The organism is Mycobacterium sp. (assembly GCF_025965855.1).
GTDB lineage: Bacteria > Actinomycetota > Actinomycetes > Mycobacteriales > Mycobacteriaceae > Mycobacterium.
Map to the genome: position 1 here is coordinate 1 of NZ_JAOPWB010000177.1, position 23211 is coordinate 23211.

The 23211-nt window shown below is 65.1% G+C and carries 25 protein-coding genes; 13 read left to right on the plus strand and 12 right to left on the minus strand.

What is annotated here, in order from left to right:
* The coding region (locus tag JWP83_RS14450) for a hypothetical protein (protein WP_297730993.1) at positions 1-245 on the plus strand (245 nt) is incomplete at its 5' end.
* A gap of 34 nt (positions 246-279) precedes the next feature.
* Here JWP83_RS14450 and JWP83_RS14455 read toward each other — a convergent pair.
* The gene (locus JWP83_RS14455) at positions 280-615 is read right to left on the minus strand and encodes a hypothetical protein (protein ID WP_297730995.1); all 336 of its coding nucleotides are present in this window, start codon (positions 613-615) and stop codon (positions 280-282) included.
* Positions 616-674: 59 nt separating this feature from the next.
* Here JWP83_RS14455 and JWP83_RS14460 point away from each other — a divergent pair, with 59 nt between their 5' ends.
* The gene (locus JWP83_RS14460) at positions 675-935 is read left to right on the plus strand and encodes a DUF3500 domain-containing protein (RefSeq protein ID WP_297730997.1); all 261 of its coding nucleotides are present in this window, start codon (positions 675-677) and stop codon (positions 933-935) included.
* Between the two features lie 293 nt (positions 936-1228).
* On the opposite strand, the gene JWP83_RS14465 is transcribed toward JWP83_RS14460, so the two are convergent.
* From JWP83_RS14465 to JWP83_RS14480, 4 genes are read right to left on the minus strand one after another with little or no spacing between them, the layout of a single operon-like run.
* The gene (locus JWP83_RS14465) at positions 1229-1945 is read right to left on the minus strand and encodes an SDR family oxidoreductase (RefSeq protein WP_297731000.1); all 717 of its coding nucleotides are present in this window, start codon (positions 1943-1945) and stop codon (positions 1229-1231) included.
* A gap of 3 nt (positions 1946-1948) precedes the next feature.
* The gene (locus tag JWP83_RS14470; RefSeq protein ID WP_297731002.1) at positions 1949-2722 is read right to left on the minus strand and encodes an enoyl-CoA hydratase/isomerase family protein; all 774 of its coding nucleotides are present in this window, start codon (positions 2720-2722) and stop codon (positions 1949-1951) included.
* A gap of 33 nt (positions 2723-2755) precedes the next feature.
* Positions 2756-3841, minus strand: a complete 1086-nt coding sequence (locus JWP83_RS14475; RefSeq protein WP_297731005.1) for an SDR family oxidoreductase — start codon at positions 3839-3841, stop codon at positions 2756-2758.
* Positions 3842-3869: 28 nt separating this feature from the next.
* Positions 3870-4607, minus strand: a complete 738-nt coding sequence (locus JWP83_RS14480; protein ID WP_297731007.1) for an SDR family NAD(P)-dependent oxidoreductase — start codon at positions 4605-4607, stop codon at positions 3870-3872.
* Positions 4608-4781: 174 nt separating this feature from the next.
* On the opposite strand from JWP83_RS14480, the gene JWP83_RS14485 reads away from it, so the two are divergent.
* Together JWP83_RS14485 and JWP83_RS14490 are read left to right on the plus strand one after the other, a co-directional pair.
* The gene (locus tag JWP83_RS14485) at positions 4782-5681 is read left to right on the plus strand and encodes a LysR family transcriptional regulator (RefSeq protein WP_297731009.1); all 900 of its coding nucleotides are present in this window, start codon (positions 4782-4784) and stop codon (positions 5679-5681) included.
* An 84-nt stretch (positions 5682-5765) separates the two neighbouring features.
* Positions 5766-6314 (plus strand): YceI family protein, encoded by a 549-nt coding sequence (locus tag JWP83_RS14490; RefSeq protein WP_297731011.1) that lies wholly within the window; start codon positions 5766-5768, stop codon positions 6312-6314.
* Between the two features lie 467 nt (positions 6315-6781).
* On the opposite strand, the gene JWP83_RS14495 is transcribed toward JWP83_RS14490, so the two are convergent.
* A complete protein-coding gene (locus JWP83_RS14495; RefSeq protein WP_297731014.1) occupies positions 6782-8017 on the minus strand; it encodes an NADH:flavin oxidoreductase/NADH oxidase family protein in 1236 nt (411 codons plus the stop codon).
* A 90-nt stretch (positions 8018-8107) separates the two neighbouring features.
* On the opposite strand from JWP83_RS14495, the gene JWP83_RS14500 reads away from it, so the two are divergent.
* The 3 genes from JWP83_RS14500 (at position 8108) to JWP83_RS14510 (ending at position 10027) form a co-directional block, all read left to right on the plus strand.
* The gene (locus tag JWP83_RS14500; RefSeq protein WP_297731016.1) at positions 8108-8707 is read left to right on the plus strand and encodes a TetR/AcrR family transcriptional regulator; all 600 of its coding nucleotides are present in this window, start codon (positions 8108-8110) and stop codon (positions 8705-8707) included.
* Between the two features lie 145 nt (positions 8708-8852).
* Positions 8853-9302 (plus strand): VOC family protein, encoded by a 450-nt coding sequence (locus JWP83_RS14505; protein WP_297731019.1) that lies wholly within the window; start codon positions 8853-8855, stop codon positions 9300-9302.
* Positions 9299-10027 carry an SDR family NAD(P)-dependent oxidoreductase gene (locus JWP83_RS14510; RefSeq protein ID WP_297731022.1) on the plus strand — a complete coding sequence of 243 codons (729 nt, stop codon included), beginning with the start codon at positions 9299-9301 and terminating at the stop codon, positions 10025-10027. Before JWP83_RS14505 ends, JWP83_RS14510 begins: the two co-directional genes overlap by 4 nt.
* 5 nt (positions 10028-10032) lie before the next feature.
* Here JWP83_RS14510 and JWP83_RS14515 read toward each other — a convergent pair whose 3' ends face one another.
* Positions 10033-11190 (minus strand): Zn-dependent alcohol dehydrogenase, encoded by a 1158-nt coding sequence (locus JWP83_RS14515; RefSeq protein WP_297731024.1) that lies wholly within the window; start codon positions 11188-11190, stop codon positions 10033-10035.
* Positions 11187-12422: a cytochrome P450 gene (locus JWP83_RS14520; protein WP_297731026.1), complete on the minus strand. Its 1236-nt coding sequence runs from the start codon at positions 12420-12422 to the stop codon at positions 11187-11189. The genes JWP83_RS14515 and JWP83_RS14520 overlap by 4 nt, the downstream gene beginning before the upstream one ends.
* 150 nt (positions 12423-12572) lie before the next feature.
* Between JWP83_RS14520 and JWP83_RS14525 the strand changes: the two genes are divergently transcribed.
* From JWP83_RS14525 to JWP83_RS14540, 4 genes are read left to right on the plus strand one after another with little or no spacing between them, the layout of a single operon-like run.
* Complete coding sequence (locus JWP83_RS14525) at positions 12573-12932, plus strand: Rieske (2Fe-2S) protein (RefSeq protein ID WP_297731029.1); 360 nt, start codon at positions 12573-12575, stop codon at positions 12930-12932.
* Complete coding sequence (locus tag JWP83_RS14530; RefSeq protein ID WP_297731031.1) at positions 12929-13966, plus strand: amidohydrolase family protein; 1038 nt, start codon at positions 12929-12931, stop codon at positions 13964-13966. The genes JWP83_RS14525 and JWP83_RS14530 overlap by 4 nt, the downstream gene beginning before the upstream one ends.
* Complete coding sequence (locus JWP83_RS14535) at positions 13966-15123, plus strand: amidohydrolase family protein (protein WP_297731034.1); 1158 nt, start codon at positions 13966-13968, stop codon at positions 15121-15123. The genes JWP83_RS14530 and JWP83_RS14535 overlap by 1 nt, the downstream gene beginning before the upstream one ends.
* Positions 15124-15178: 55 nt before the next feature.
* Positions 15179-16138 (plus strand): alpha/beta hydrolase, encoded by a 960-nt coding sequence (locus JWP83_RS14540; RefSeq protein WP_297731036.1) that lies wholly within the window; start codon positions 15179-15181, stop codon positions 16136-16138.
* A 9-nt stretch (positions 16139-16147) separates the two neighbouring features.
* On the opposite strand, the gene JWP83_RS14545 is transcribed toward JWP83_RS14540, so the two are convergent.
* Together JWP83_RS14545 and JWP83_RS14550 are read right to left on the minus strand one after the other, a co-directional pair.
* Positions 16148-16663 (minus strand): hypothetical protein, encoded by a 516-nt coding sequence (locus JWP83_RS14545; protein WP_297731049.1) that lies wholly within the window; start codon positions 16661-16663, stop codon positions 16148-16150.
* Positions 16664-16797: 134 nt separating this feature from the next.
* The gene (locus JWP83_RS14550) at positions 16798-17577 is read right to left on the minus strand and encodes a hypothetical protein (protein WP_297731038.1); all 780 of its coding nucleotides are present in this window, start codon (positions 17575-17577) and stop codon (positions 16798-16800) included.
* A 154-nt stretch (positions 17578-17731) separates the two neighbouring features.
* Between JWP83_RS14550 and JWP83_RS14555 the strand changes: the two genes are divergently transcribed.
* A complete protein-coding gene (locus JWP83_RS14555) occupies positions 17732-18892 on the plus strand; it encodes an acyl-CoA dehydrogenase family protein (protein WP_297731040.1) in 1161 nt (386 codons plus the stop codon).
* Entirely contained in the window at positions 18889-20136 is a 1248-nt protein-coding gene (locus JWP83_RS14560; RefSeq protein WP_297731042.1) for an acyl-CoA dehydrogenase family protein, read from the plus strand. The genes JWP83_RS14555 and JWP83_RS14560 overlap by 4 nt, the downstream gene beginning before the upstream one ends.
* Before the next feature lie 10 nt (positions 20137-20146).
* Here the strand turns inward: JWP83_RS14560 and JWP83_RS14565 are convergent, their stop codons facing one another.
* Positions 20147-22123: a SpoIIE family protein phosphatase gene (locus JWP83_RS14565; RefSeq protein ID WP_297731044.1), complete on the minus strand. Its 1977-nt coding sequence runs from the start codon at positions 22121-22123 to the stop codon at positions 20147-20149.
* 205 nt (positions 22124-22328) lie between these two features.
* A partial coding sequence (locus JWP83_RS14570; RefSeq protein WP_297731047.1) for an amidohydrolase family protein occupies positions 22329-23211 on the minus strand: 883 nt, incomplete at its 5' end.

Below are 23211 nucleotides of genomic sequence, written 5' to 3' on the forward strand. Positions count from 1 at the left end.
CTTCGGGGACGACGGAGACGATGCGATGCGAGATGTGGGATCCCGTTCTCGACGCGGCCGTGGCGAACAATGAACTGTTACCCGGGCTGCCCCGGTCAGACATCCACTTGTGGCTGGGCAACGTCACGAAGATGGTGATGCGCGGTCTCGAGGATGGTGATGGCGACCTCAGGCGCTACCGGTCCATCCTGCGTCGCTTCGTCGCTCCTGCCTTCACCCGCGCGGAAGCGCAGGTCGGGATTTGATCAACGGCAGGCCGACGGATAGGTCAGCGCGGCGTCAACTTGCTGTGGGTGGCAGGAAGTTGTGGTCGATGAGCGACTGCGGGGCGTTGCGGAATGCATGCTCGGTATCAACAACTTTGGTGAACCCCGCTTGGCGCAGTTTGATGGTACTGACAAGGGCCTGTGGCCCTGCCGGCGCTCCGTAGGCGAACGCGAAGTCCGCGTGCTGGTCACCGTGGCCGACCAGCTCGCGCAGGCTCAACGGACGAAGGCCGTACTTGTCGACGATGCGGTCCCACAGACCGGAGTGGTCGGCGGGGTAGCCGGCCAGAATCATCGGAGTATCCAGTCTGGTCTCGATGCCGACGGTTCCGGCCAGCGCTGGCCACATATTCCGCCATTCAAAAACGCCACGGTTGGTGATATTGAACGCCTCGTTGGCTGCGCGAGGTGGAACTCGCCGACCGCGAGGCCGAGAAGTTCGCCGGCCGCAAGCTCGACGCCGTGCACGTCGCGTGGGCCGGCGGCGTCGAGCGCGGTCAACCGCACTACTACCGGCTGCAGACACCACGTCTACTTGCGGAGTATGACGACACTCAGCGGGACGTCAACCATATTCACACGGTATGGCGGGATCCCACAGGGGATTTCGCGGACGACATACTCGCACGCCACCACGCGGACTTCCATCCGCGTCCTCGACGCGTCTAGGGACGTCGCCGTGCTAGCTTGGGTTGCAATGGAGGAAAGCTGACGACGCGGCCCGCCAGCATCGAGTGCGACGCGCTCATGCACGACCACGCCCAGATCGTTGAGATCCACCCCGCTGCGCACCAGCGACTGCAGCAGCTCTGGATGCGTGGTGATGCCTGCGCCCCGGCCAACCAGTTCGACGAGACTGCGCTCGAACACCTCCGTATGCCAACCAGCCTTTCGCAACAGCGTGGCGGCGAACAAACCCGCCAACGAGGCGCTAATGACGATTGCGCGCCCCCGAGTCGGGCTCACACCAGCGGCCGTCCGATAGACGCGCCGCCGTCGACAAACAGTGTTTGTCCGGTGATGAACGATGCATCGTCGGACAGCAAGAATGCGATCGCTGCGGCGATCTCGTCGGGGCGACCGAACCGTCCCATGGGAACCATTGCCAAGTAGCGGCTTTCACCCTCGCTGCCGGGCGGGTTGTTCTCGCGGAACAGCTCCGTTTCGATGGGTCCCGGCGCGACGGCGTTGACCGTGATGCCGGTGGTGGCCAGCTCCAACGCCCAGCCGCGAGTGCAGCTGATCAGGGCCGCCTTGGCCGCCGCATACGCGGTACGTTCTACGGCGCCGAGGGCAACCAGACTCGCGATGTTGACCACCCGGCCCCAACCTTGCTCGCGCATCCCCGGTAAGGCGGCCTGAGTCAGTTGGATCGCGCTGCGCAGATTGACGTCGAGCACCGCGTCCAGTGCGTCCAGCGTGACCTGTTCGAGCATCTGGGGACGCACCAGGCCCACGTTGTTGATCACGGCATCGATCCGATTGGCTGACGAGATTTCCTGCAGTGCAGCGGATGTCGCGTTTCGATCCGAGAGGTCAACGGTGCGCAAGTCACCCGGAAAGGTGGCATCGCCTGCTCGGGCGATCCCGATCACCGTGTGGCCTTGCGTGGTCAGACGCTCCGCCAGGGCGCGGCCGATGCCTTTGCTCGCGCCGCTGATCAGTACCGTGCGGCTCATCGCTCACTCCTGGACGGGCATGCGGCGAGCAGCGTCGGCCGCGCTGATGCCTTCCAGCGCAAGCCCATAACCGATGCCTTCGTCGATGATTCTGCGCAACTTCTGTGTCAGCGCTGTGCGGGTGTAGCTGCTAGTCAACGGTGGCAATTCGGCAATGCCGCGAGCGATTTCGTGAGCGCGCGCAAGCAACCGGTCGCCAGGCACGATCTCGTTGACCACGCCCCATGCCTGAGCGGTTTGCGCGTCCAGAATCTGGCGTGTGAGCAGAAAGTAGCGCGCGCGGATGCTGCCGATTACCTCGGGCCACAACAGGTTGACGCCGTCACCGGGCACGATGCCGAAGTCGAAATGCGGCTTGTCTTGAAACACCGTCTGCGGTGTGGCTAGCACAATGTCGCATAGCAATGGGTACTCGGAGTGCAGCAGCACCGGTCCGTTGAGCGCGGCGATCATCGGGACCTCGACGTCGAGGATGTTCATCAGAATTTTCTTTCCCTCGCGCCAGATCTTGTCGTAGCCCATCGGCGAGAAGAAGTCGAAGCCCTCACCGTCGATCGTGTCCATGAACGCGTCGCCGGTTCCGGTCAAAATGACGACTCGGTTTTCGCGGTCCTCGCCGACCTGGCGGAACAGGTCCACAAATTGTTCGTGGGTGTGCCCGTTGAAGATCAGCTTTCCACCGTTGGTGTGCAGTGCGATCTCCAGCACTCCCGCCTCATCGCGGCTAAGCCGCGCATTCGGGAAGGCATCACGGTAGGACTCGAAGGTTGTGCCCATGTAGCTACTCCTGTCTTGTGGCGATTCAGCCCGTCACGACGGTGGTGGTAGGAATTTGTGGTCGATCAGCGACTGCAGTGCGTTCCGGAATGCATCTTCGGTATCAACAACTTTGGTGAACCCGGCTTGGCGCAGTTTGATGGTGCTCACAAATGCCCGGGGCCCTTCGGGTGCGCCGTAGGCGAACGCGAAGTCTGCGTGCTGATCACCATGACCGACCAGTTGGCGCAGACTCAACGGCCGAAGGCCGTACTTGACAACGATGTCATCCCACACGTCGGAATGCTCGGCGAGGTACGCCGCCAAACTCATCGGTGTGTCCGGTCCGGTTTCCACGCCGAGAGTTTCGGCCAGCGCGGGCCACACGTTACGCCATTCGTAAACGTCGCCGTTGGTGACATTGAATGCCTCATTGGCCGCATGCGGAGATTGCGCGGCCCAGACCATCACGCCGGCGACCAGATTGGCATCGACTGCTTCCCAAACGAACGACGGACCGCCGGTAAAGCTGAACGGTTCCCCCTTCTCTCGCTGGATGGCGGCGTAGACACCGATCGCCGGGATCACGTTCAGTGCACCTGGGGTGGGCCCGATGACCAGTTGCGGACGCAGTGCCGTGTAGCTGAAGCCGTGCTTGGCGCCCATCTCTACCACATAGTCTTCTTGGTCGATGAAGAAGTTGTCGTGATCGTGGTCGGCGTCGCGTTCACGCGCGGGGATAGGGATGGGATGCAGATGCACGCCGTAGACTTTCGTTCCCTGCAGGATGCTGATGTGCTGAAAGTTCTTGGCGTTAGCCAGGATCGGTTCCACGACGTTGCGCAACATGGCGTTGTTGGTCTCGATCTGTTCTTTGCTCGACCAGCCGGCGACCAGCTCGGGCTTCTCGTGCAGCGCCGTATAGGCGATGTGGGTGACGTCGGTCAGCGGCTCGAATGCGGCCCGCGCCGCTTCTTGGTCCTGCAGGTCGACCGACAGGAATTCGATTTCTCGGCCGCTCAACAGCTCGGGCTTGCGGCGCGAGACCCCGATCACCTCCCAGCCCGCGGACAGGAACTTCTCGATCGCGGCCACTCCCAGCAAGCCGCTCGCGCCGGTGACTAGCACCTTGTTTGACATGTCAGCCTCCATTCAGGGTGCGGGGTCGCTACGCACCGGTCGCTAGCTGACCGCCGGTGGCCTGCAGGATCGCGCCGTTCACATAGCTTGCCGCCGGGGAAGCCAAAAAGGTTATCGCGTTGGCGATTTCGTCGGCTGCCGCGACGCGCCCCAGCGCGGTGTAGGCGGCGAAACCATCGGCAAGGCCGGGGGTGGCGGCGGTTCCGGGGGTTTCGGCCGGCCCGGCTTGCACCGCGTTCACCCGTACCCCGGACCGGCCGAACTCGTCGGCCCAGACTCGGGTCAGCAGTTCGATGCCGGCTTTGGTGGCACCGTATACGCCCGCTGTGCGTGCAGGAACAGCGGCGGCGACGGTGCTGAGGTTGACGACGACGCCGTTGCCCCGCTCGGCCATGCCCGGAACCAACTGCTGCACCAGGATGTAGGGGGCGCGCAGGTTGAGGTCGACATGCTCGTCGAAGAACGCGTCGTCGGTGTCGGCGGTCGCGCCGAACTTGTAGACACCGGCGTTGTTGATCAAGATGTCGACCGGCCCCGCCTCGGCGGCCAACCGGCGCACGTCGTCGGCGTCGGCGAGATTGGCAGCGACGAAACGTGCCTTCCCCCCGGCATTTTGGATTTGCTGCACCACCTCGGCCCCACGCTCGGCGCTGCGCCCGTGAACTATTACGTCAGCGCCGAGCTGAGCGAGTTGGAGTGCGACCGCCCGGCCGATGCCGGAGGTGGCCCCGGTTACCAGTGCGGTCGGGCCTTCGAGTGTTGTCATTGGACCTGCCCCTCCGAGGAAATGCTGTGGATGTTGTGTGCGCAATAGCGCGGCCCCAGGTCTATTTAATCCAACGTGCCAACGAAGCTACGCGTCTGGCTTATCGGCGCTATCAGCGGTGGCTATAAGCTAGACCGATAGCTAATCGGCGTCGGCATGGGGCGGCACCACTCTATGGAGTTGCGGGAACTCAGCGCTTTCGTGGCGGTCGTGCAGGAAGGCGGCATGTCCGCCGCGTCGCGTCGCCTGCATGTGAGCCAGTCGGCGTTATCGCAGACGGTGAGCGCGCTGGAACGTGAACTCGGAGTCACGCTGCTGGAACGCACCAGCAGCGGCGTGCGGCCCACCGACGCGGGCACGACGTTGCTCGTCGAGGCGCGCGCGGTCCTGGCTCGCTACCACCAGGCCGTGCGGACCATGAGCAACTTCAGCACCGAATCCAGCGGCGTCATCAGGTTGGGCATCCCACTGGAACTCGCTCCCGACGTCCTGCCCGCGGCGCTCGCCAACTTCGCGGCGGAGTCCCCGCATACGCGCGTTGTTCCTCAGCACTTTTCGACGGCGGCGCAGTTCATCGCCCTGCGCGGCGATCAACTCGACGTGGGTTTGGTGCGCGAACGCCCCTCCGGGTCGGAATTCGACGCGATGCTCGTAGCCCGAGAACACCTTGGCGTCCTTCTCTCCTCGAAGCTTGCCGCTCGATTGGCTGGCCCCGACGGTGTCCAGCTCGACCAACTGATTGACCTGCGCTGGGTCGGCTTCCCCCGCTCAAGCAGCCCCGCCTGGTACGACGAACTGACAGGCATCCTGAGTAGCCACGGCATCGACATCGGACCGCCGGCTCCCGACGATCAGGAATTGATCGCCGCTGTCAAGTTCGCGGCCGTGAGCAGCGGACGGGCGTTCGCGCTCGCACCCGAGAACGGGCTGCAACCGCTGCCCGACAACGTGTCATGGTTGCCGTTAGCCGGCCAGCCGATCGTGCGCCGAACCTGGGTGGTGTGGCCGGCCGAGTCGCGGCGCCGCGATGTCGGACGTCTCATTGCGTCGTTTCAGGCACCCGACGCCACCTAAGGGAATAAAACCGGACTTTAGTCCGCTTAGCAGCCATGAAGGCGTCGGGCAGGCCGTCGCCCCGAACAAGAGAGACGCACAAACATGACTGCAACCGCAACCACCCAGCTCGCTGCCGGCACGTGGGCGATCGATCCGGTGCACTCGTCGATCAACTTCTGGGTACGTCATCTGATGGTCAGCAAGGTCCGCGGCAAATTCGACAACTTCAGCGGCGCGATAGTGATTGCGGAGGACGGCACGCCGTCGGTGCACGCCGAAATCGCGGTGGATTCCGTCAACACCGGCAACGACCAGCGCGACGCTCACGTTAAGTCGGCCGACTTCTTCGACGTCGAGAAGTACCCCGTCGCGACATTTACTTCTAGCGCAGTGGAGTCGAATGGCGACAACCATGTGCTCCGCGGTGAGCTGACCCTCAAGGGCGTTACCAAGCCCGTCGACCTCGACCTGGACTTCTATGGCGTCAATCCGGGCATGGGTCACGGCGAGGTCGCCGGCTTCGAGGCGTCGGTGGTGTTAAACCGCAAGGACTTCGGTATCGACATCGACCTGCCGTTGGAAGCCGGTGGTGTGGTTGTCGGCGACAAGGTGACGGTCACCCTCGAGATCGAGGCGGTCAAGCAGGCCTGACGCCGCTTGAGATCGAGGCCGGGCCGGGAATTCGCTTTCGAATGACCGGCCCGGCGCCCGTGGCGCCCCAACCGGTCATTGTTTCGACTGACAGCGGTTGGCGTTAATCGCTGTCAGCGGCTACATCGACAGATTGACTCCCTGTCGACATAGTGGTCAGCCATGAGCAATTTTGGTGACTTTCAAAACGGGGTCTACGCCGACGCGGTGCGAGGAGTAAATACGCGATACCCCTTCGACTTTCCCTCGATCGAACGCAAAGCATCCGAGGCACTTCCGGATTGGGCGTATTGCCATGTGTCGGCGGCCGCGGGTGACGGGCGGACCCATTGTGCGGACGTCGCCCCTTGAGCACGTCGACTCCTGGACCCTCGGCTTCCGGCCCATGGCTCTTTAACGGGGAGACTTTCCGCGGTGGCCCCTCAAGCGGTTCGTCTTGGAGTCGCCACGCTGAACGAGAATGGCCCTCAGGCGGTGGCCTGCAGCCAGGAGCGGTAGCGGCGCAGCGCCCGACGTTGGGCCAGTTGGTCACATGCCAGCGCGCGTACCGGGCGTGTGCCAAGCGCCGGATTGCGCCCGCGGGCGATGCGACGCATCTGGTGGCGGACCAGCGCCATGCTGGCTGCCGAGGCAAGCGTCTTGTCCGACCAGGTCACCGGCCTCAACTGGCCAGCAGCTTCCTTTCCAGCGCGCCAGCGTTTGGGGAGATCGGGTGTGACCGCAAGGGCCGTGGCCATGCCGATCATTGCCACTCCGTTGGCGAGGGCTTTTTCGGCGGTTTCGCGCCGCGTGATCCCGCCGGTCAGCATCAGTGGAACGGGGCTGGTCTTGGCTAAATCTGTTGCCAGCTCCAGAAAGTAGGCTTCGCGCGCCTGCGTGCGAGCATCGGCGGCGCGTCCGGCCATCGCCGGACTTTCGTAGTTGCCGCCCGACAACTCCACCAGGTCGACTCCGAGTGGCTCGAGCATCGCGATCACCTGCTGCGCGTCGTCGGCGTCAAACCCGCCGCGCTGGAAATCGGCCGAGTTCAATTTCACCGCAACCCCAAACGACGACGACACGCATGAGCGGATCACCCGCACGATGTCCATCAACATCCGGGCTCGATTCTGCAGCGACCCGCCCCACCGATCGGTGCGTTGGTTGGACAGCGGAGACAGGAACTGCGAGAGCAGGTAGCCGTGCGCGGCGTGCACCTCCACTCCGTCGAATCCGGCCCGTTCGGCACAAACCGCCGCCACGGCGAAGCGCTGCACGGTCGCGTCGATCTGTTCGGGTGTCATCGCGACGGGACGGCCAAAACGCTTGGTGTGCTTGCCTAATTCGACACCCACCGCCGATGGTGCCCACACGACTCCGGGCATCTGAGCTTGCACCTGCCGACCCGGATGATTGATCTGCATCCACATCGCCGCACCGCCGGCCTTGCCCGCCTCGGCCCATTGGGTGAACGGCTCCAGCCGCGCTACAGCGTCGAGCACCACGCCGCCGGGACCGGTTAGCGCCTCCGCATGGACCATGACGTTGCCGGTCATCAAAAGCCCAGCACCACCGGCACCCCAGCGCCGGTATAGCGAAAACAGCCGCTCGTCGGGCAGCTGCGCCGGGCCCGCCATGTTTTCTTCCATTGCCGCTTTGGCGATCCTGTTGTCCAATACCAATCCCGATCGCAGCTTCAGCGGCGTGAACAGCTCGCTCGACATCAAAAGGGCCGCCTTTCAATCGGCTAGGGTGTGTACAGCGCTTACATTAAGCGAAGGTGTAAGCACTGTCTACATCAAGCGAGTGTGATCGTGCCGACAGCGAGGGACCAGTACCACCACGGCGATCTGCCGGCCGCATGCCTGCGCGCGGCAATGGAGTTGCTTGAGGAAAATGGCGCGGCCGCCCTGTCGCTCCGCGCCGTGGCGCGTCGTGCGGGCGTTTCGCCAGGGGCGCCCTATCGCCACTACGCCGATCGCGATGCGCTCATCTCCGCGGTCGCCGCCGTGGGCTACCATGAACTCGCGGGGTATCTCGCTGCGGCGCATTCCTCACCCTCGACGCCGGATGACCTGGCCGCTGTCGCCGTCGCCTACGTCCAATTCGCGCTGGATCGACCAGCATTGTTTCGGGTGATGTTCGCCGAGCCATGCGACCGCGACAGCAGCGAACGGGTCGCGGCAACCGCCACCATCTCCGAGTATCTCGACGCCATTGTGCGGCAGAGCTTTCCGGACGCCGAACCGGACGCGATGTCGACCGCCGTCTGGGCGCTCGTCCACGGCCTGGCTTTCCTGTACCTCGACGGCAAACTCGACGCTTCAAGCCCCGCGGTTGTGTCGGGTCGGGTGCGCGGCGCGGTCCTTGCATTGCTTCCAGCGTCTGGCGTTTCGTCGCGCGGTCATGGATGATCTCGCTGCACACGGCATTCATGGCGATGATGCGCCCAGTTCGACGCCGACCCGCAGCCCGAGCGCCACGCAAACTTAAAATTGCATCATCATGGCGGTCCGCCGCCAGCCCAAGCACTGCCACCAACCAAGGAAGAGGACGCCTGTGCCGGGCATTCATCACGCCGCGATCTGCACTGCCGACGTCGACCGCTCGATGAAGTTCTGGCGCGACGGCCTGGGATTCACCGAACTGTTCGACCACACCTTCACCGGCGATTGGCCGGAACTCTTCGGCGCCAAAACCGATCGGCTGCGGTCGGTTTTTCTCGGCGATCCGCAGACGCCCGACACCGGCATCGTGGAACTGGTCGTCTTCGAGGGCGCCACGGACGCCGATGTCGCGTCGGCTCCACCGCAGCGGCCGCGGCGCGGGTTTTTCTTGCTCTCGCTGCAGCGCGAGGTCGATGAGACGCTTTCCGCCTTGGCCGCGCTGGGTTTCGCCGACGGTGTCCGACGGGTGAGCATGCCGGCCCCCGGTGGCACGACGGTCCCGATGGCGGTGATCACCGCGCCCGACGGCGTGCTCGTCGAGTTGATCGGGCCCGCGAAATGACGGCCCTGGTGACCGGGGGAGCATCGGGGATCGGGCGTGAGGTCGCCGGACGGCTCCGCGAGGCGGGTCACGGCGTCGTGGTGTGGGACCTCTCCGGTGGCGACATCGCTTGCGACGTCAGCGATCCCGACGCGGTATCGGCCGCGATGGAACGAACCGTGCGCGACCACGGTGTGCCCACCCGGGTGGTGACCTGCGCCGGAATCGGGGCGTCGGGCATGCTCCTCGAACAGTCGCCTGCCGAATGGGAGCGGGTCTTGGCGGTCAACCTCACCGGCACTTGGCTGACCATCCGGGCCGGGGCGCGGGCCATGGTCGACGCGGGCGTGGGCGGCTCCATCGTCGCGGTCTCGAGCATCAGCGGCACCGTCGCGGATCGTGACATGGGAGCCTACTGCGTGTCCAAGGCGGGGGTGGACATGCTGGTGAAGGTCGCCGCCGTGGAATGGGGCGGTTACGACATCCGGGTGAACGCCGTTGGGCCGGGCGTCACCCGAACACCGATGCTGGCGAAACCGGAACAACTCCCCGGCTGGGTGGAAGGCCTGTCCGAGCGGACGGCGTTCGGCCGCCTCGGCGAGGCCACCGACGTGGCCGGGGCCATCGTCGGCGTCCTCGAATTGCCTTGGGTGACAGGCCAAATCGTGCACGCCGACGGTGGCTTGGCGCTGCACAGCCCGATCGACGCGTACGGTCAAACGCAACGGGTGAAGGGCCGCAAGTAATAACGTCAGGCGATCCCGAAATCGATGATGCCCCGAACGATCTTGCCGTTGAGGAGGTCGTCGTAGGCATCGTTGATGTCGTCGAGGCGATAGCGCCTGGTGATCATCTCGTCGAGCTGCAGCTGCCCGGTTTGGTAAAGCCTGGCCAGCCGGGCGATGTCCGCCTTCGGATTGCACGAGCCAAATATGGTGCCCGCCAGGGTCTTGTTCATCAGGATGAAGTCCTGCAGGTCGATCTTGACCGACCGGGTCAACTGCGAGGTCATGCCGGTGAGCACACAGGTCCCGCCCTTGCGGGTGAGCTGCACCGCATCGCGCACGTCGCCGGGGGTGATCAAGGACGGCGAGACCACCACGGCGTCGGCCATCACCCCGTACGTCAGACCGCGCACCAGGTCGAGCGCCTCGTCGACCGTCGCGGCGCTGTGGGTCGCGCCGAACTGCAGCGCCGACTTCTGTTTGAAGTCAACGGGATCGACGGCGACGATCTGCGCGGCGCCGTTGATCCGGGCGCCCTGGATCGCTCCCGTGCCGATGCCGCCGGCGCCGATCACGACGACGGTGTCCCCGGCGCGCATGTTGGAGCGGTTCGCGATGGAACCGTAGCCGGTCGGAATGGCGCACGACAGTAGCGCGCTCGGCGCCAGCGGCAATTCGGGCTCGATCTTGACGAGCGAATTGGTTGATACCACAGTGTGTTCCGCGAACGCGCCGACCTTGGCGATGTGGCCCAGTTTCCGCCCGTCGGCGGTGTGATGGCGGAAGGTGCCGTCGGTAGGCATCCCCGGGATCATCGTGCCGATGCCCATATCGCAGAGGTACTCGATCCCGCTCGCACACCAGCGGCACTGTCCGCACACCGCGACGAACGACATCACCACGTGGTCACCCGGCACGAAATCGGTTACGCCCTCGCCGACTTCACGCACGACGCCGGCACCCTCATGGCCGCCGATCATCGGGAACATGGTTGGCAGTCCGAGGGATCGCATCACCTCGTTGGGTGCCGACATGTCGCCTTTGAGTATGTGGTCGTCAGAATGGCACAACCCGGCGGCGGCCATCTGGACCAGGACCTCGCCGGCGCGCGGCGCGTCCAGTTCGAATTCCTCGACGGACCAGGGCCCGCCGACGTCGTGCAGGATCGCCGCGCGGCTTCTCATGCGGCCTGAGAGAACGTGACCGGAAGCTTGTTGGGCGACCGGAAGGTGAGGCCGACGATCTTGGACTCCTCGCCGCTTCCGTCGTCGGGCACGAAGGCCAAATCCTTGACGCGGTCGAGCAGGCTGCTCAACATGACCCGCGTTTCCAGCCGGGCCAGGTGCATGCCGAGGCACATGTGAATGCCGGCCGCGAACGCGATGTGGGCATGGCGCGGCCGGTGGATGTCGAACGTGTTGGGGTCGGGCCAGCGGCTTTCGTCACGGTTGGCCGAGCCCATACACATGTCGACCTGCGCGTCGGCCGGTATTGTCTTGCCGCCGATTTCGATTTCTTGGGTGGTGGTCCGCATGACCATCGTCAGCGGCGTTTCCACCCGCAGACCCTCTTCGATGGCGGCCGGAATCAGTGACCGGTCCTGTTGGACCATCGCCAGCTGCTCGGGATGGGTCAGCAGCAGGTACAGCAGGTTGCCCGACGAACGATAGGTGGTCTCCAGGCCGGCCGGCAGCAGCAGGCGCAAGAACGCGATGATCGCCTCGTTGGTGAGCTTCTCGCCGTCGATCTCCGCGGCGACCAGGTCGCCGATGATGTCGTCGGTGATTTTGCGACGCCGCTGCTCCACCTGGTCGAGGAAGTAGCCGTGCAGCTCCGCGGCCGCGTTCAGCCCGGCCTCGATGTCGGTCGGGATCGAGATGAGGTCGAGGGACAAACGCCGGAACATGTCGAGATCTTCAGCGGGGAGACCGAGCAGCGTGGAGATGATCCGGGTCGGAAACTCGAACGTCACCGCCTTCACCAGGTCCGCCTGGCCGTCGTTCTTGATTTCGTCGATCAGTTGATCGCAGACCGGCCCGATGACCGACGGCTCCCACCGCTCCAGCGCGGTGGCCCGGAAGGCCTTGGCGACCAGGCTGCGGTGGTCGTGGTGCTCCTTACCGCCCATCGCCAGAATGGTGTGCCCCATTACCAAGCCGATCGATTTGTCGTAGGCGGCCGAGGTGAAGACGCGATCGTCACGGAACGCCTGAAACAGCCCGTCATAGCCGAACAGGACCCATTCGTCGTTCGGCCGCAGTTCCTCCGGCATCTGCGAGTGGTCCGCCAGCGAACCGTGCCAGACCGGGTCGGTGCGCCTCATGTACTCGAAGAACGGGTAAGGACTCGTTTCACCGGTGAGGTCGAGGGTGATGGGCTGGCCACCGGGATCCGAGTGGTCGGTGCTGAGCGTCATTCGCGCTCCTCCTGAGCAGCCGCTAGGGCGGTAGGTACCGGGGAATGTCGCTATCATAGTATAAATAGCAACGAAGCCCAACGACTTGTGGTGGTTACCGTAACCGGCACAGTATTAACTCCGGGGTATCAAATAGGCGGTGATTCTCAGGTGCCCAACCGGCGATTCGTGTGCTCCCTGGACGAGCTGCCGCCCGGCGGGATGAAACTGGTCGACGTCGGAAAGTTCGGCGTCGGCGTCTACAACGTGCGCGGTGAGCTGTATGCGATCGTCAACTACTGCTCACACGAGGGCGCCCCGTTGTGCCTGGGCCTGATCGGCGGCACCAACGAATCGGCTCCCGAATCGCCCGACGGGATGCGCCGGGCGCGTGACGGGCAGATCGTTCGATGCCCTTGGCACAACTGGGAATTCGACGTCACCACCGGTCAAAACGTGGCTGACCCGCGGCGCCGCGTGCGCACCTACCCGGTCGACGTCACCGACGGGGAGGTGTTTTTAACAGCTTGATAATCGATACCAACGTGCAACCGCACTTTCGCTACAACGCCGAGATACGACGATATCTCCCCGCCGCGCACCAGCTGCGGTCGATCCCCGACGTCGAGCAGCAGTGGTATCAGGCGCCCGGCGGCGATTACCGGGAAGACCTCTACGGCGAGCAGTACCCGGGGTCGGATCCCGAGACCATGAGCCGGCACCTGTTCGATGACATGGGCGTCAACTACGCCATCCTGAACCCGCTCACCCGCGGCAACATCGCCGATTACCTGCTCAACAGCAGGATCTGCGCCGCGGTCAACGACTGGCTGCTCGATCGCTGGCTGGAGCCCGACACCACCAACCGATTCCGCGGCACCATCCGCGTCAACCCCGAGGACCCCAGGGGCGCGGTCGCCGAGATCGAGCGCCTCGCCGGTCACCCGAAGCTGGTGCAGGTCGGCGTGCCGATGCAGTCGCGCGAGCCGTATGGCAAACCGATGTTCGAGCCCATCTGGGAGGCAGCGGCGGCGCACGGGCTGCCGGTCGCGGTGCACATCAACGGCGGCAACGGCGTCGACCATCCGCCCACCTTCGCCGGCCACGCGGACACCTACCCGGGATACGCGGCGTTCATGCCGCTGAACTACTTCGTGCACCTGGCCACGCTCATCGTCGAGGGTGTGTTCGGGCAGCACCCGGGTCTCAAGTTCGTTTTCGCCGACGGCGGCTACGACATCCTCACGCCGCTGATGTGGCGGCTGGACACGTTCTGGCTGTCGATGCGCGACCAGACGCCCTGGGTCGACCGCTATCCCAGCGAATACCTGCCCGGCCACGTCCGGTTCTGCTCCTCGGCGTTCGACGGGCCGACGGAGGCCGACAAGACGCAGCGCTGGATGGACTTCACCGGGAAGTCCGACCTGCTGATGTATGGATCGAGCTATCCCCACTGGTCTACCTCGCCGCCGGCGGTAATGGCCGACGGGCTCGATGCCGAGCAACGCGACAGGGTGTTGTGGCGAAATGCCAGTGAGCTCTATGGGCTTAAGGAGCGTGTCTGATGACAACGATCGAGCGAATCGACTCGCCGGACTCGCCAATGGGTCAAGACGACGAAATAGCGGTCACCATCGTCGACACCGATGTGCACCCGTTGCCGGTCTCGGCGGACGTGCTGAAGTCCTATGCACCCGCCGAATGGGTGGACAAGATCTGGCCGACGGGAAACGCGGTCAGCCCCGTGCCGCACTTCTACGACACCCCGGATTCGTACAAGACGATGTCGTTGCGCCTTGACGCCGCGCCGCCGAACGGCGGATTCGCCGGCAGCGACCCGGATTTCGCCGCAAAGCAGTTGCTTCTCGATGCCGGTGTCAGCATCGCGACGCTGGAGCCGATGTGTGACGCGCAGCTGCCGCAGGCCGAACACGTTCTGAAGTCGACCTATAACGACTGGCTGGCCGAGGTCTGGCTGGACAAATACAACGCGCACGGCCGGTGGCGTGGATCGATCAGTGTCAGCGCGCAGACCCCGGTTCAGGCCGCCCGCGAGGTGGAACGATGGGCGGGGCATCCGTACATGGCCCAGGTGTTGATGACACCGCAGACGCGTGGAATCCCCTTCGGCAACCCACATTTCGATCCGCTTTACCAGGCGGCCTCGCGCAACGGCTTCCCGGTCGCCACGCATCTGATGGGTCAGACGCCGTTCGAATTGATACCGCTGTACCCGGTCGGGAACCCCGCGCATTGGCACGATTTCTTCGCCTCCTGGCCGTTGCTGTATGTCTCACACCTGATGAGCCTGGTGTTTGACGGCGCGTTCGATCGTCACCCCGACCTACGAGTGGTCTTCGTCGAAGGCGGGTTCACCTGGGCGACGCCGGTGATGTCGCGGATGGACCGGATCTGGGAAGCGCGCCGCGGCGACCTGCCCCACGTGCGTCGCCGGCCTTCGGAGTATGTGCGCGAACACGTCCGGTTCACCACCCAGCCGCTGGAAGACACTGACACCGTGCAATTCCGCGAGTACCTGGAGATGATGGACCTCGGCGACAACCTGATGTTCTCGACGGACTACCCGCACTGGAGCTACGACTCGCCGACCTACGCGATCAACCGGTTCCCCGCCGACCAGCGGGAGCGAATCATGCGCGGCAACGCGACGGCTCTGTACGGGCTACCGGCGACGGTTAAGGCGCTTCCCGGAGAACGGTGAGCGTTGACATCGGCGCATCTTCCAGCCGGAGTTTCCGGGATGGAAGATAGAGGGTATGACCCAGACCAACCTGACGCGGCCGCAAGGCCTTAACCGCATCGACCCGGTGCTGCGGGACGCGGCGATCGAGCTGGGCGTCTTCGAGTTCCGCGTCGAGACGCTGCCCGCCGAGCGGAAAGAGGCCGACGCCCGGGCCGCCGAACGGGCCGCGGCCGTCGACACCGATGGTGTCGCCGTGGAATCGCGATCCATCGCCGGCCCGGACGGCCGGCAGCTGGGCCTTCGACTGTACCGCGGGGGGACGGGATCCCAGGCGCCGCTGGTGGTGTACGCGCACGGCGGTGGCTTCGTGACGGGAAACCTGGACACCGATCACGCGCATTGCGTGGAGCTGGCCCGAGCCGCCGGCTGCCTCCTGGTGTCGGTGGACTACCGGCTCGCGCCCGAACATTCGTGTCCGGCCGCATTGGACGACGTGGAAGCGGCCCTCCGGTACGCCGTCCACAACTGCGCCGACCTGGACGCGGATGCCGGCCGCATCGCGGTCATGGGCCGGGACGCCGGTGCGGCGCTGGTCGCGGGCCTGGCCCAGCGGATGTTCGACGAGGAAGGCCCGTCGATCCTGGTGCAGATCCTGCACCAGCCGATGCTCGATTCCGATGCCACCCCGTCGCGACGCGAGTTCCAGCGCACGCCGGGGCTCAACGGTCCCGCCGTGAGCCGGGCCTGGAGCCACTACCTCGGCCACGCGACGGCGAGCGGACAACACGTTCCCGCGCAGCGGGCCAACCTCGAGGGGCTGCCACCCACGTTTGTCAGTTGCTCCGAGATCGATCCTTGCCGCGACGAAGCCATCGACTATGCGAACAGGCTCCTGCATGCCTACGTTCACACCGAATTGCACGTCATCGCAGCCACATTGAACGGCTTCGATTCGTTGGTTCCCGATTGGGTTGTCTCCGAGGAAAACCGGGCACTGCACGCGCAGTCGCTGTGCCGAGTATTCGCCATGTAGCGGGTGGGTCTACACCGGGGTGAACTTGGTGATCAGCCAGTTGCCGCCGACCCGGGACATGCGCACCAGCACGCTACTGACGGCCACGGACGGTTGGGGGCTGTCTTTGGTCGTGGTGACCTGATCGACGAAGACCAGAACGGTGGCCGAGTTGGGATGCAGCTCTGACACCGCGGCGCCAGACACCTTGGCCTTGGTTTTCATCGACTTCTGTTTGGCCATCGGAGCCACGGTCTGCTGACTGAATTGGTCGAAGTACGACAAAAAATCCCCGGCCAGGTATGACCTGGCGGTCGCGAAGTCTTGGTCAAGCGAGTCGGCCGAATAGGACAGCACTGCCGTCGTTCCATCCGACGCGGCGTTGGCCACCGACCGGGCGACGCCGGCGTCCGTCTGTTGATCCGGCCGGTACTGCTTGAAGTAAAGCCACGTCGCCACGCCGCCCGAGATCAGCAGGAGCAAAGCCAAAATCACAGTCGCGATCTTGCGCAGCCTGGGCGGCAGGACACGGCGCGGGCGTTCGATGCTCTCGGAGGAGTCGGCCTCCGCGTCGTCGGCCCCGTCGGTCCCCTCGTCAGTGGGTTCCTCGGTCACGGAGTTGGCTTCGGCTTCGGATTCGGGTTGTGTTGCGGCCGAATCGATGTCGCGCACGTGTTCGGTCACGGTACGTACTCAACTTTCGACATCTTGTACTGGCCGCCGACTTCGGCGACCGTCACTCGGAGCCGCCACATTCGCGGCGGTTCGTCCTTGCCCGGCGGGGAATTGGTGACTTGCGATGTCGCCGAGACCAATACCACCGCCGAATCGCCGTTGACGGACTCGAGGGCGGCGGCGTGCACGGTTCCTTCGGTGACCGCCTTCGACTGGATGACCACCGATATGAAGTCATTGGCCCGCTGCTGGAAATCGGTCTTGAATTCGCCGGTGGAGCCGTCGATCACGCGCTGGACGTCCGCTTTGGCCTTGTTGAAGTCGAGGGAGATCATGTTGAGGACGCCTTGCTTGGCCCCGGCGACGAACGCCGCGTCCCGCTGTTGGTGCCGGGTGGCATCGCGATGTTGAAGCACCATGTATGCGCTGAAGCCGGCGAAAGCGCAGATGCCGATGACGGCGGCAATCGCGGCGATCGTCGGCACCCACCGTCGCCATCCGGCTTGTTCCGTTACGGACTCGTCGTAATCGTCGGCTGATTCGTCGTAATCCTCGTCGTACTCTTCGTCCTCATCGTCGGCGTAGTCCTCGTCCGCGTCGTCGTACTCGGCGGGGTCGGGCAGTCCGAGGGCCTCGCGCCGCAGCCGGGCGGCGCGGGCGCGGGCCTGGGCCGCGGCGGCCAGCGCTTCGGCCGCGGCGGCTTCCGCCTCCGCCTCTTCGAGCAACGCCTTGGCGTCGGCCTCCGATGTGGCCGAATCATCCGGCGTTTCGTTCGTCTCAGCCATCGCGATTACCGCTCGTCGTGACCATTATCGATTGGACTCCGGTACCTCTTACCGTATTGCTCATTGCTAACATCAGAATCTCCAGCGAACTCCGACGAGAACCGACCAGGCGGATGATCAACCACCAACACTTCCTCCCGAACTGTCCGGCATCATGACCGCTGTCGACTCTCCCGAAAAGATACTCTTCGCTTCCACAACCCAGGCCTTTCTACAAAAAGAAGCGCCGCTGCGCCGCGTCCGGGAACTGCACGCCGCGGGATTGTCCTTCGACCCGGCGTGGTGGCGGCGCGCCGCTGAACTCGGGTGGACGGCCCTGCTGGTTCCGGAGGAGTTGGGCGGCGCCAGCGTCTCGGGTAGCGGCGTCGAGGATCTGGCGATGGTCGCCGAACAGCTCGGCACGACGGTGGCACCCGGACCGCTGTATCCGGTCAGCGTCGTGCTCGCGGCACTCGCCGAGTGCTCAGATCCGCAATCGCACGCCGAGACCATCGAGTCGCTGATGTCCGGTGAAACCGTGGCGTCGTGGGCGGTTTGCGAGCCGGGCCGGGGCTGGGCACCGCTGGATCCCTCGGTGACGGCCACCCAGACCGAGGCCGGTTTCCGCATCGACGGCGCCAAGGACCGTGTCGAGGCCGGCGCCCAAAGTGGGGTGCTGTTGGTCGTGGCGCGATGCGACTCAAATGGCTCTGGCGTTCGTCAGTTGCTGGTCCCAACGGACGCGCCGGGTGTCCGGATTGCCCCCCAGCAGTCCGTCGACTTGGTCAAGCAATACGCGCGGGTGGATTTCGACGGCGTGGTCGTGGAACGGTCCGCCGCAGTCGGCGGTCCAACCGAGACCGCCGCCATGATCGGGCGGCAGAGCCAGATCGCCCAGGTGCTGCAGTGCGCCGAGGTGGTCGGCATCCTGCAAACGGTGTTCGACCTCACCGTCCAATGGGCGTTGGACAGGCACACATTTGGCCGACCGCTGGCGTCCTACCAAGTCCTCAAACACGGGTTCGCCGATATGAAGTTGTGGCTGGAGGCATGCCGCGCCACCACGTCGGCGGCGGTTGCCGACGTTGCCGCGCGCTCGCCCAAGGCGGGCTTGTCGGCGAGCATCGCGAAGTCCTACGTCGGCGAGATGGCGGGCCGGATCGTTCAGGCTTGCGTGCAGATGCACGGCGGCATCGGCGTCACCTGGGAGCACGACCTGCACCTGTACTTGAGGCGGGTCACGTTGTACCGCTCCATGTTCGGCACGCCCGAGGAGCACAACCTGAGGGTGTACGAGGCGGAGAAAGCGGCCCGATCGGTGACGAACGCCACATGACACCCGCCGAATCCGTCGCTGAATCGGTTGCCGAGTTCGCCGCCCGGGCCCGAGTGTGGTTGGCCGAGAACCTGCCCGCCATCGACCCCGAGTCACCGCCGCCCGCACCGCGCGACGACGAGCGATCCTGGGACCGGGCCCGCGAATTGCAGAAGCGGCTCTACGAAGGGGGATTCGCCGGTATCTGCTTTCCCCGCGAGTACGGTGGCCTCGGCCTGGATTACGAATACCAGAAGGCATTCGACTCCGAATCCCTCGGGTACGAGATGCCGTTGATCCTCAACATCCCCACGTTCACCATCTGCTGCGCCACCCTGCTCGACACCGGAACCGAGGACCAGAAGGCGCGGCACATCGCCGCCGCCCTGCGCGGTGACGAGGTGCTGGTGCAACTGCTGTCCGAACCCAGCGGCGGGTCGGATCTGGCCGGTGTCATCACCCGGGCCGAACGCCGCGGAGACCGTTGGATCATCAACGGCGCAAAAACATGGAGCACAAGCGCTTTCGCGGCCGACTATGGATTGTGTCTGGCCCGCACCGACTGGGACGCCCCCAAGCACGAAGGCCTGACCATGTTCCTGGTGCCCATCGGCCATCCGGGAATCACGTTGCGGCGCATCACCATGCTGAGCGGGTCCACCGAGTTCTGCGAGGAGTTCCTGGACGGGGTGGACGTCGGCGATGACGCCGTCGTCGGCGACGTCAACGGCGGATGGGCGGTGGCCTCGCGGCAGCTGTACCACGAACGCCGGGCGGTTGGGCAGGGCTCGGAGTTCGCGAGCGGCGGCGGCAGCGAGGGTGGCAGCGCGAAGCCCGTTGACTACATTGCCCTCGCCGAGAAGACGGGCCAGGCCGACAACGAACGAGTCCACGAGATGGCCGGCCGGGTGCTCGTGCAGCGCGCGGTGGCCGAGCAGCTGATCGATCACGTGTACCGCAAAGTCCGAGATGGCGTACTGCCCCCGGCCGCGGGAACCCTCATCAGGCTCTTTCACTCCGAGGCCATGACCCTGGATATGGACACCGCGTTGGCGATCGCGGGAAGTGCCGGTGTCGTGGGGGAATTCGGCGAAGGACTCGAGGCCGGGCTGCGGTACCTGTCGCGGCAGAACGTCGCCATCGGCGGCGGCACCACGGAGATGGCCCGCAACGTCATCGGCGAGCGGGTGCTGGGTTTCCCGCGGGAATACGCCGCCGACCGCGGGGTGCCGTTCAATCAGGTTCGGCACGGCCAGGGCCGTTGACCGGCCGGCCCTAGTCGTCGGCGAAGATGTTTTCGGGATCGCCGCTGACAACGGGCATTTGGACCAGCGCCAAGACGTGATGCGCCGGGCTCCCGGGAGCGGCTACCAGCACGAAGCCACCGCCCTGCGTGCGCGCCCGGTCGCGGGCGGCTGCCAGGGCGCTGACCCCCGCCGACCCTAGGTGGGTGACCCCGGTGAGATCGACCGTCAAAGAGGCGATGCCGGAACGACTTTCGACCGCGATCTGCCGATCCAGGGTGGATGCGGTGCTCGCGTCGACGTCGCCGCTGACGACGATGCGGCCGGCCTCGCCGACCATAGAGAGGAATTCGGAGTTGACGGGTCGTTGGCGGGTTGACCGGCTGACGGTCGTGTCGGTGATGAAGTTCGCCGGCCGCGACAGGCGGTGCGTCAGACTGGCGGTCGTCCCGCCGGCGTCGTGCGTGATCTGCGCCTGGGACACCAACGCTTCGGCCATCGCCAGACCGCGCCCGCGACCCTGCTCGCCCTCCCGGTAATCCTTCCACCGCCCGTGGTCGATCACCGAGGCGTGCAAGTTGCCATCGCCGGCCAGTGCGGCCTCGACCACGATCCCGTTCGCAGGCCCGTCGGGAACATCCGTCGCGTACCCGTGCTCGACCGCGTTCTCGACGAACTCCGAAACCGCGTGTACGACGTCGCAGATGTCGTCGGCGTCGGCGCCGATCTCCGAGAGCCACTCACGAAGCTGGGCGCGGACGGCGCGCGCGGCGTGAATCGTCGCGGCCACCGTGATGCGCAGCGGTGGCCGCGGTGTGCGCCGTTGCGCCGCAAGCAGTGTGACGTCGTCCTTGTAGCCTGTCGACCGAAGCAGCAATTCCAGTGTCTCCGAACAGATACGGTCAATCGGCCGCCCGAGAGCATCGATGACGAAGCCGCCGCTGCCGTGCGCGATGTCCGCGGCCAGCTCGGCGAATTCCGCGGTGCTGGCGCCCAGGGGCCGGCCGGGACGTTCGATCAGGCCATCGGAATACAGCAGGACCGAGTCGCCCATCTCGAGCACCTCGGTGCGTATCGGGAATCCGGTGCCGCTGCCGAGGGGACCCGCGCCCGTCGGTTCCGCGAACCGCGAGCCCGCGTGGGCGCTCACCAGCAGCGGCGGCGGGTGTCCCGCTGTGCAGTACTGCAATTCGCCCGTGGCGAAGTCGAGCGAACCGACGCACAAGGTGGCCGAGTTCGACCCCGGGACGTGTTCACGAAAGCGGTCGACGGCCTCGAGCGCTTCGACGATGGTGTGGCCCAGCGAAATCTGCATCCGCAGCGCGGTGCGCAATTCCGACATGACCGCCGCGGCCTCGACCCCGTGGCCGACGACGTCGCCCACGACAAGAACCAGCCGATCCCCGAGGGCTATCGCGTCAAACCAGTCGCCACCTGCCGCGGTGTCCTCCGCGGCGACGAGATACTCGGCGGCGATGTCGGCGCCGGGAACCACGGGCACCGACGGGGCCAGTAACGCCTGCTGCATAACGATGGCCGAATCGCGGACGTTGCGGTAGCGCTCGGACAGCTCCTCTATGCGCGCCTCGGCAGCCAGTCGCGCCCGCACCCGCTCGGTGACATCGTCGAAGACGATCTGCACACCCTCGATCGATCCGCCGTCCCCGCGGCGCGGTGTGACGACGAAGTCGAAATACCGTTCCTCGACGCCCGATCCGTCATAGTCGGCCTGCAGTCGCCATTCTGTCCCGGATTGCGGTTCGCCGGTTTCGTACACCCGGTCGAACATCTGGTAGATCTGCTGGCTCTCCAGCTCGGGGAAGACCTCGCGCGCAAGCTTGCCCACGGGATTCCCCGTGGGATTGAAGCTCCGGTAGGCCGCGTTGACCGCGACAAACCGGTGGTCGGGCCCCTTCAGGCCGACCAGCATCGCGGGAACATTCTCGAAGATGCGGCGAACATCGCGGGCCGCACCAACGGTTTTGTCCCAGTCGTTTTCGGCGACCATTCGGCCGTCCCTTCTAGGGAACATTTCGAGGAGTCACATAACCAGGTGGAACGCATGACGTTCGTACACGTCTATACCCAGATTATCAACGGGTGTTACGTGCTCACTGCATCAGTTTGCTAACGGTCGTTGGGTGTGGCGTCGCAACCACGCCCGATCACACCGCCGCTGCGGCTTTCCGTCCGAGCGATACTGCGGCCGTTGATCAGGCCGAGACTGGCTTCTTCGAGGGCTCGGAGACCTTCATCAGCTTCATCAGGTTGCCGCCCATGATCTTGGCGACATCCTCCTCATCGAAGTCGGTGAGCTCGTCGACGAACGAGATGGGGTCCTTCAGGCCCTCGGGGTGCGGCCAGTCGGACCCGAACAGCACGCGATCCGTGCCCACCATGTTGACGATCTCGGTGAACCGGTCCTCCCAGAACGGGGTGATGTAGACGCAGCGCTTGAACGCCTCGATCGGGTTCTCGCTGAACGACTGCGGCATCTTCTTGTAGACGCCTTTGAGGCCTTTGAAGAGGTCCGGCACCCAATCCGCGCCGTTTTCGATGGAAAGGACCCGCAGCTCCGGGTTTCGCGACAGCGCGCCGTGGCAAACCAGCGCACCCATCGCGTCCAGGATTGGCCGATGGCCCATCGCGAAGCTCCGGAATGCCGTCGGCTTGAACGGCAGGAACTCGTCGCCCGGCTCCCACACGTTCGCGAACTCGGAGTAACCGCTGTCCGAGGCGTGCATCGAAACCGGGAGCTCGGCTTTGATGCAGGCCTGCCAGAACGGGTCGAACTCCTCGAGTCCGAATGAGCGGCTGCCGCGATAGCCGGGCACCGGCGCCGGGCGGACCAGCACGGTTCGGGCGCCCCGCTCCAGGCACCACTGCAGCTCTTCGAGCGCGCGCTCGACGATGGGCAGGGTGATCACCGGGGTGGCGAAGATGCGCTCTTTGTAGTTGAACGACCACTGCTCGTACATCCACTCGGACAGCGCGAGGATGACGTAGTGGGTCAGCTCCGGCTCGAACTTCAAGCGCTCCTCGACCAGGCTGCCCAGCGTCGGGAACATCAGGGCGACGTCGATGCCGAGATCGTCC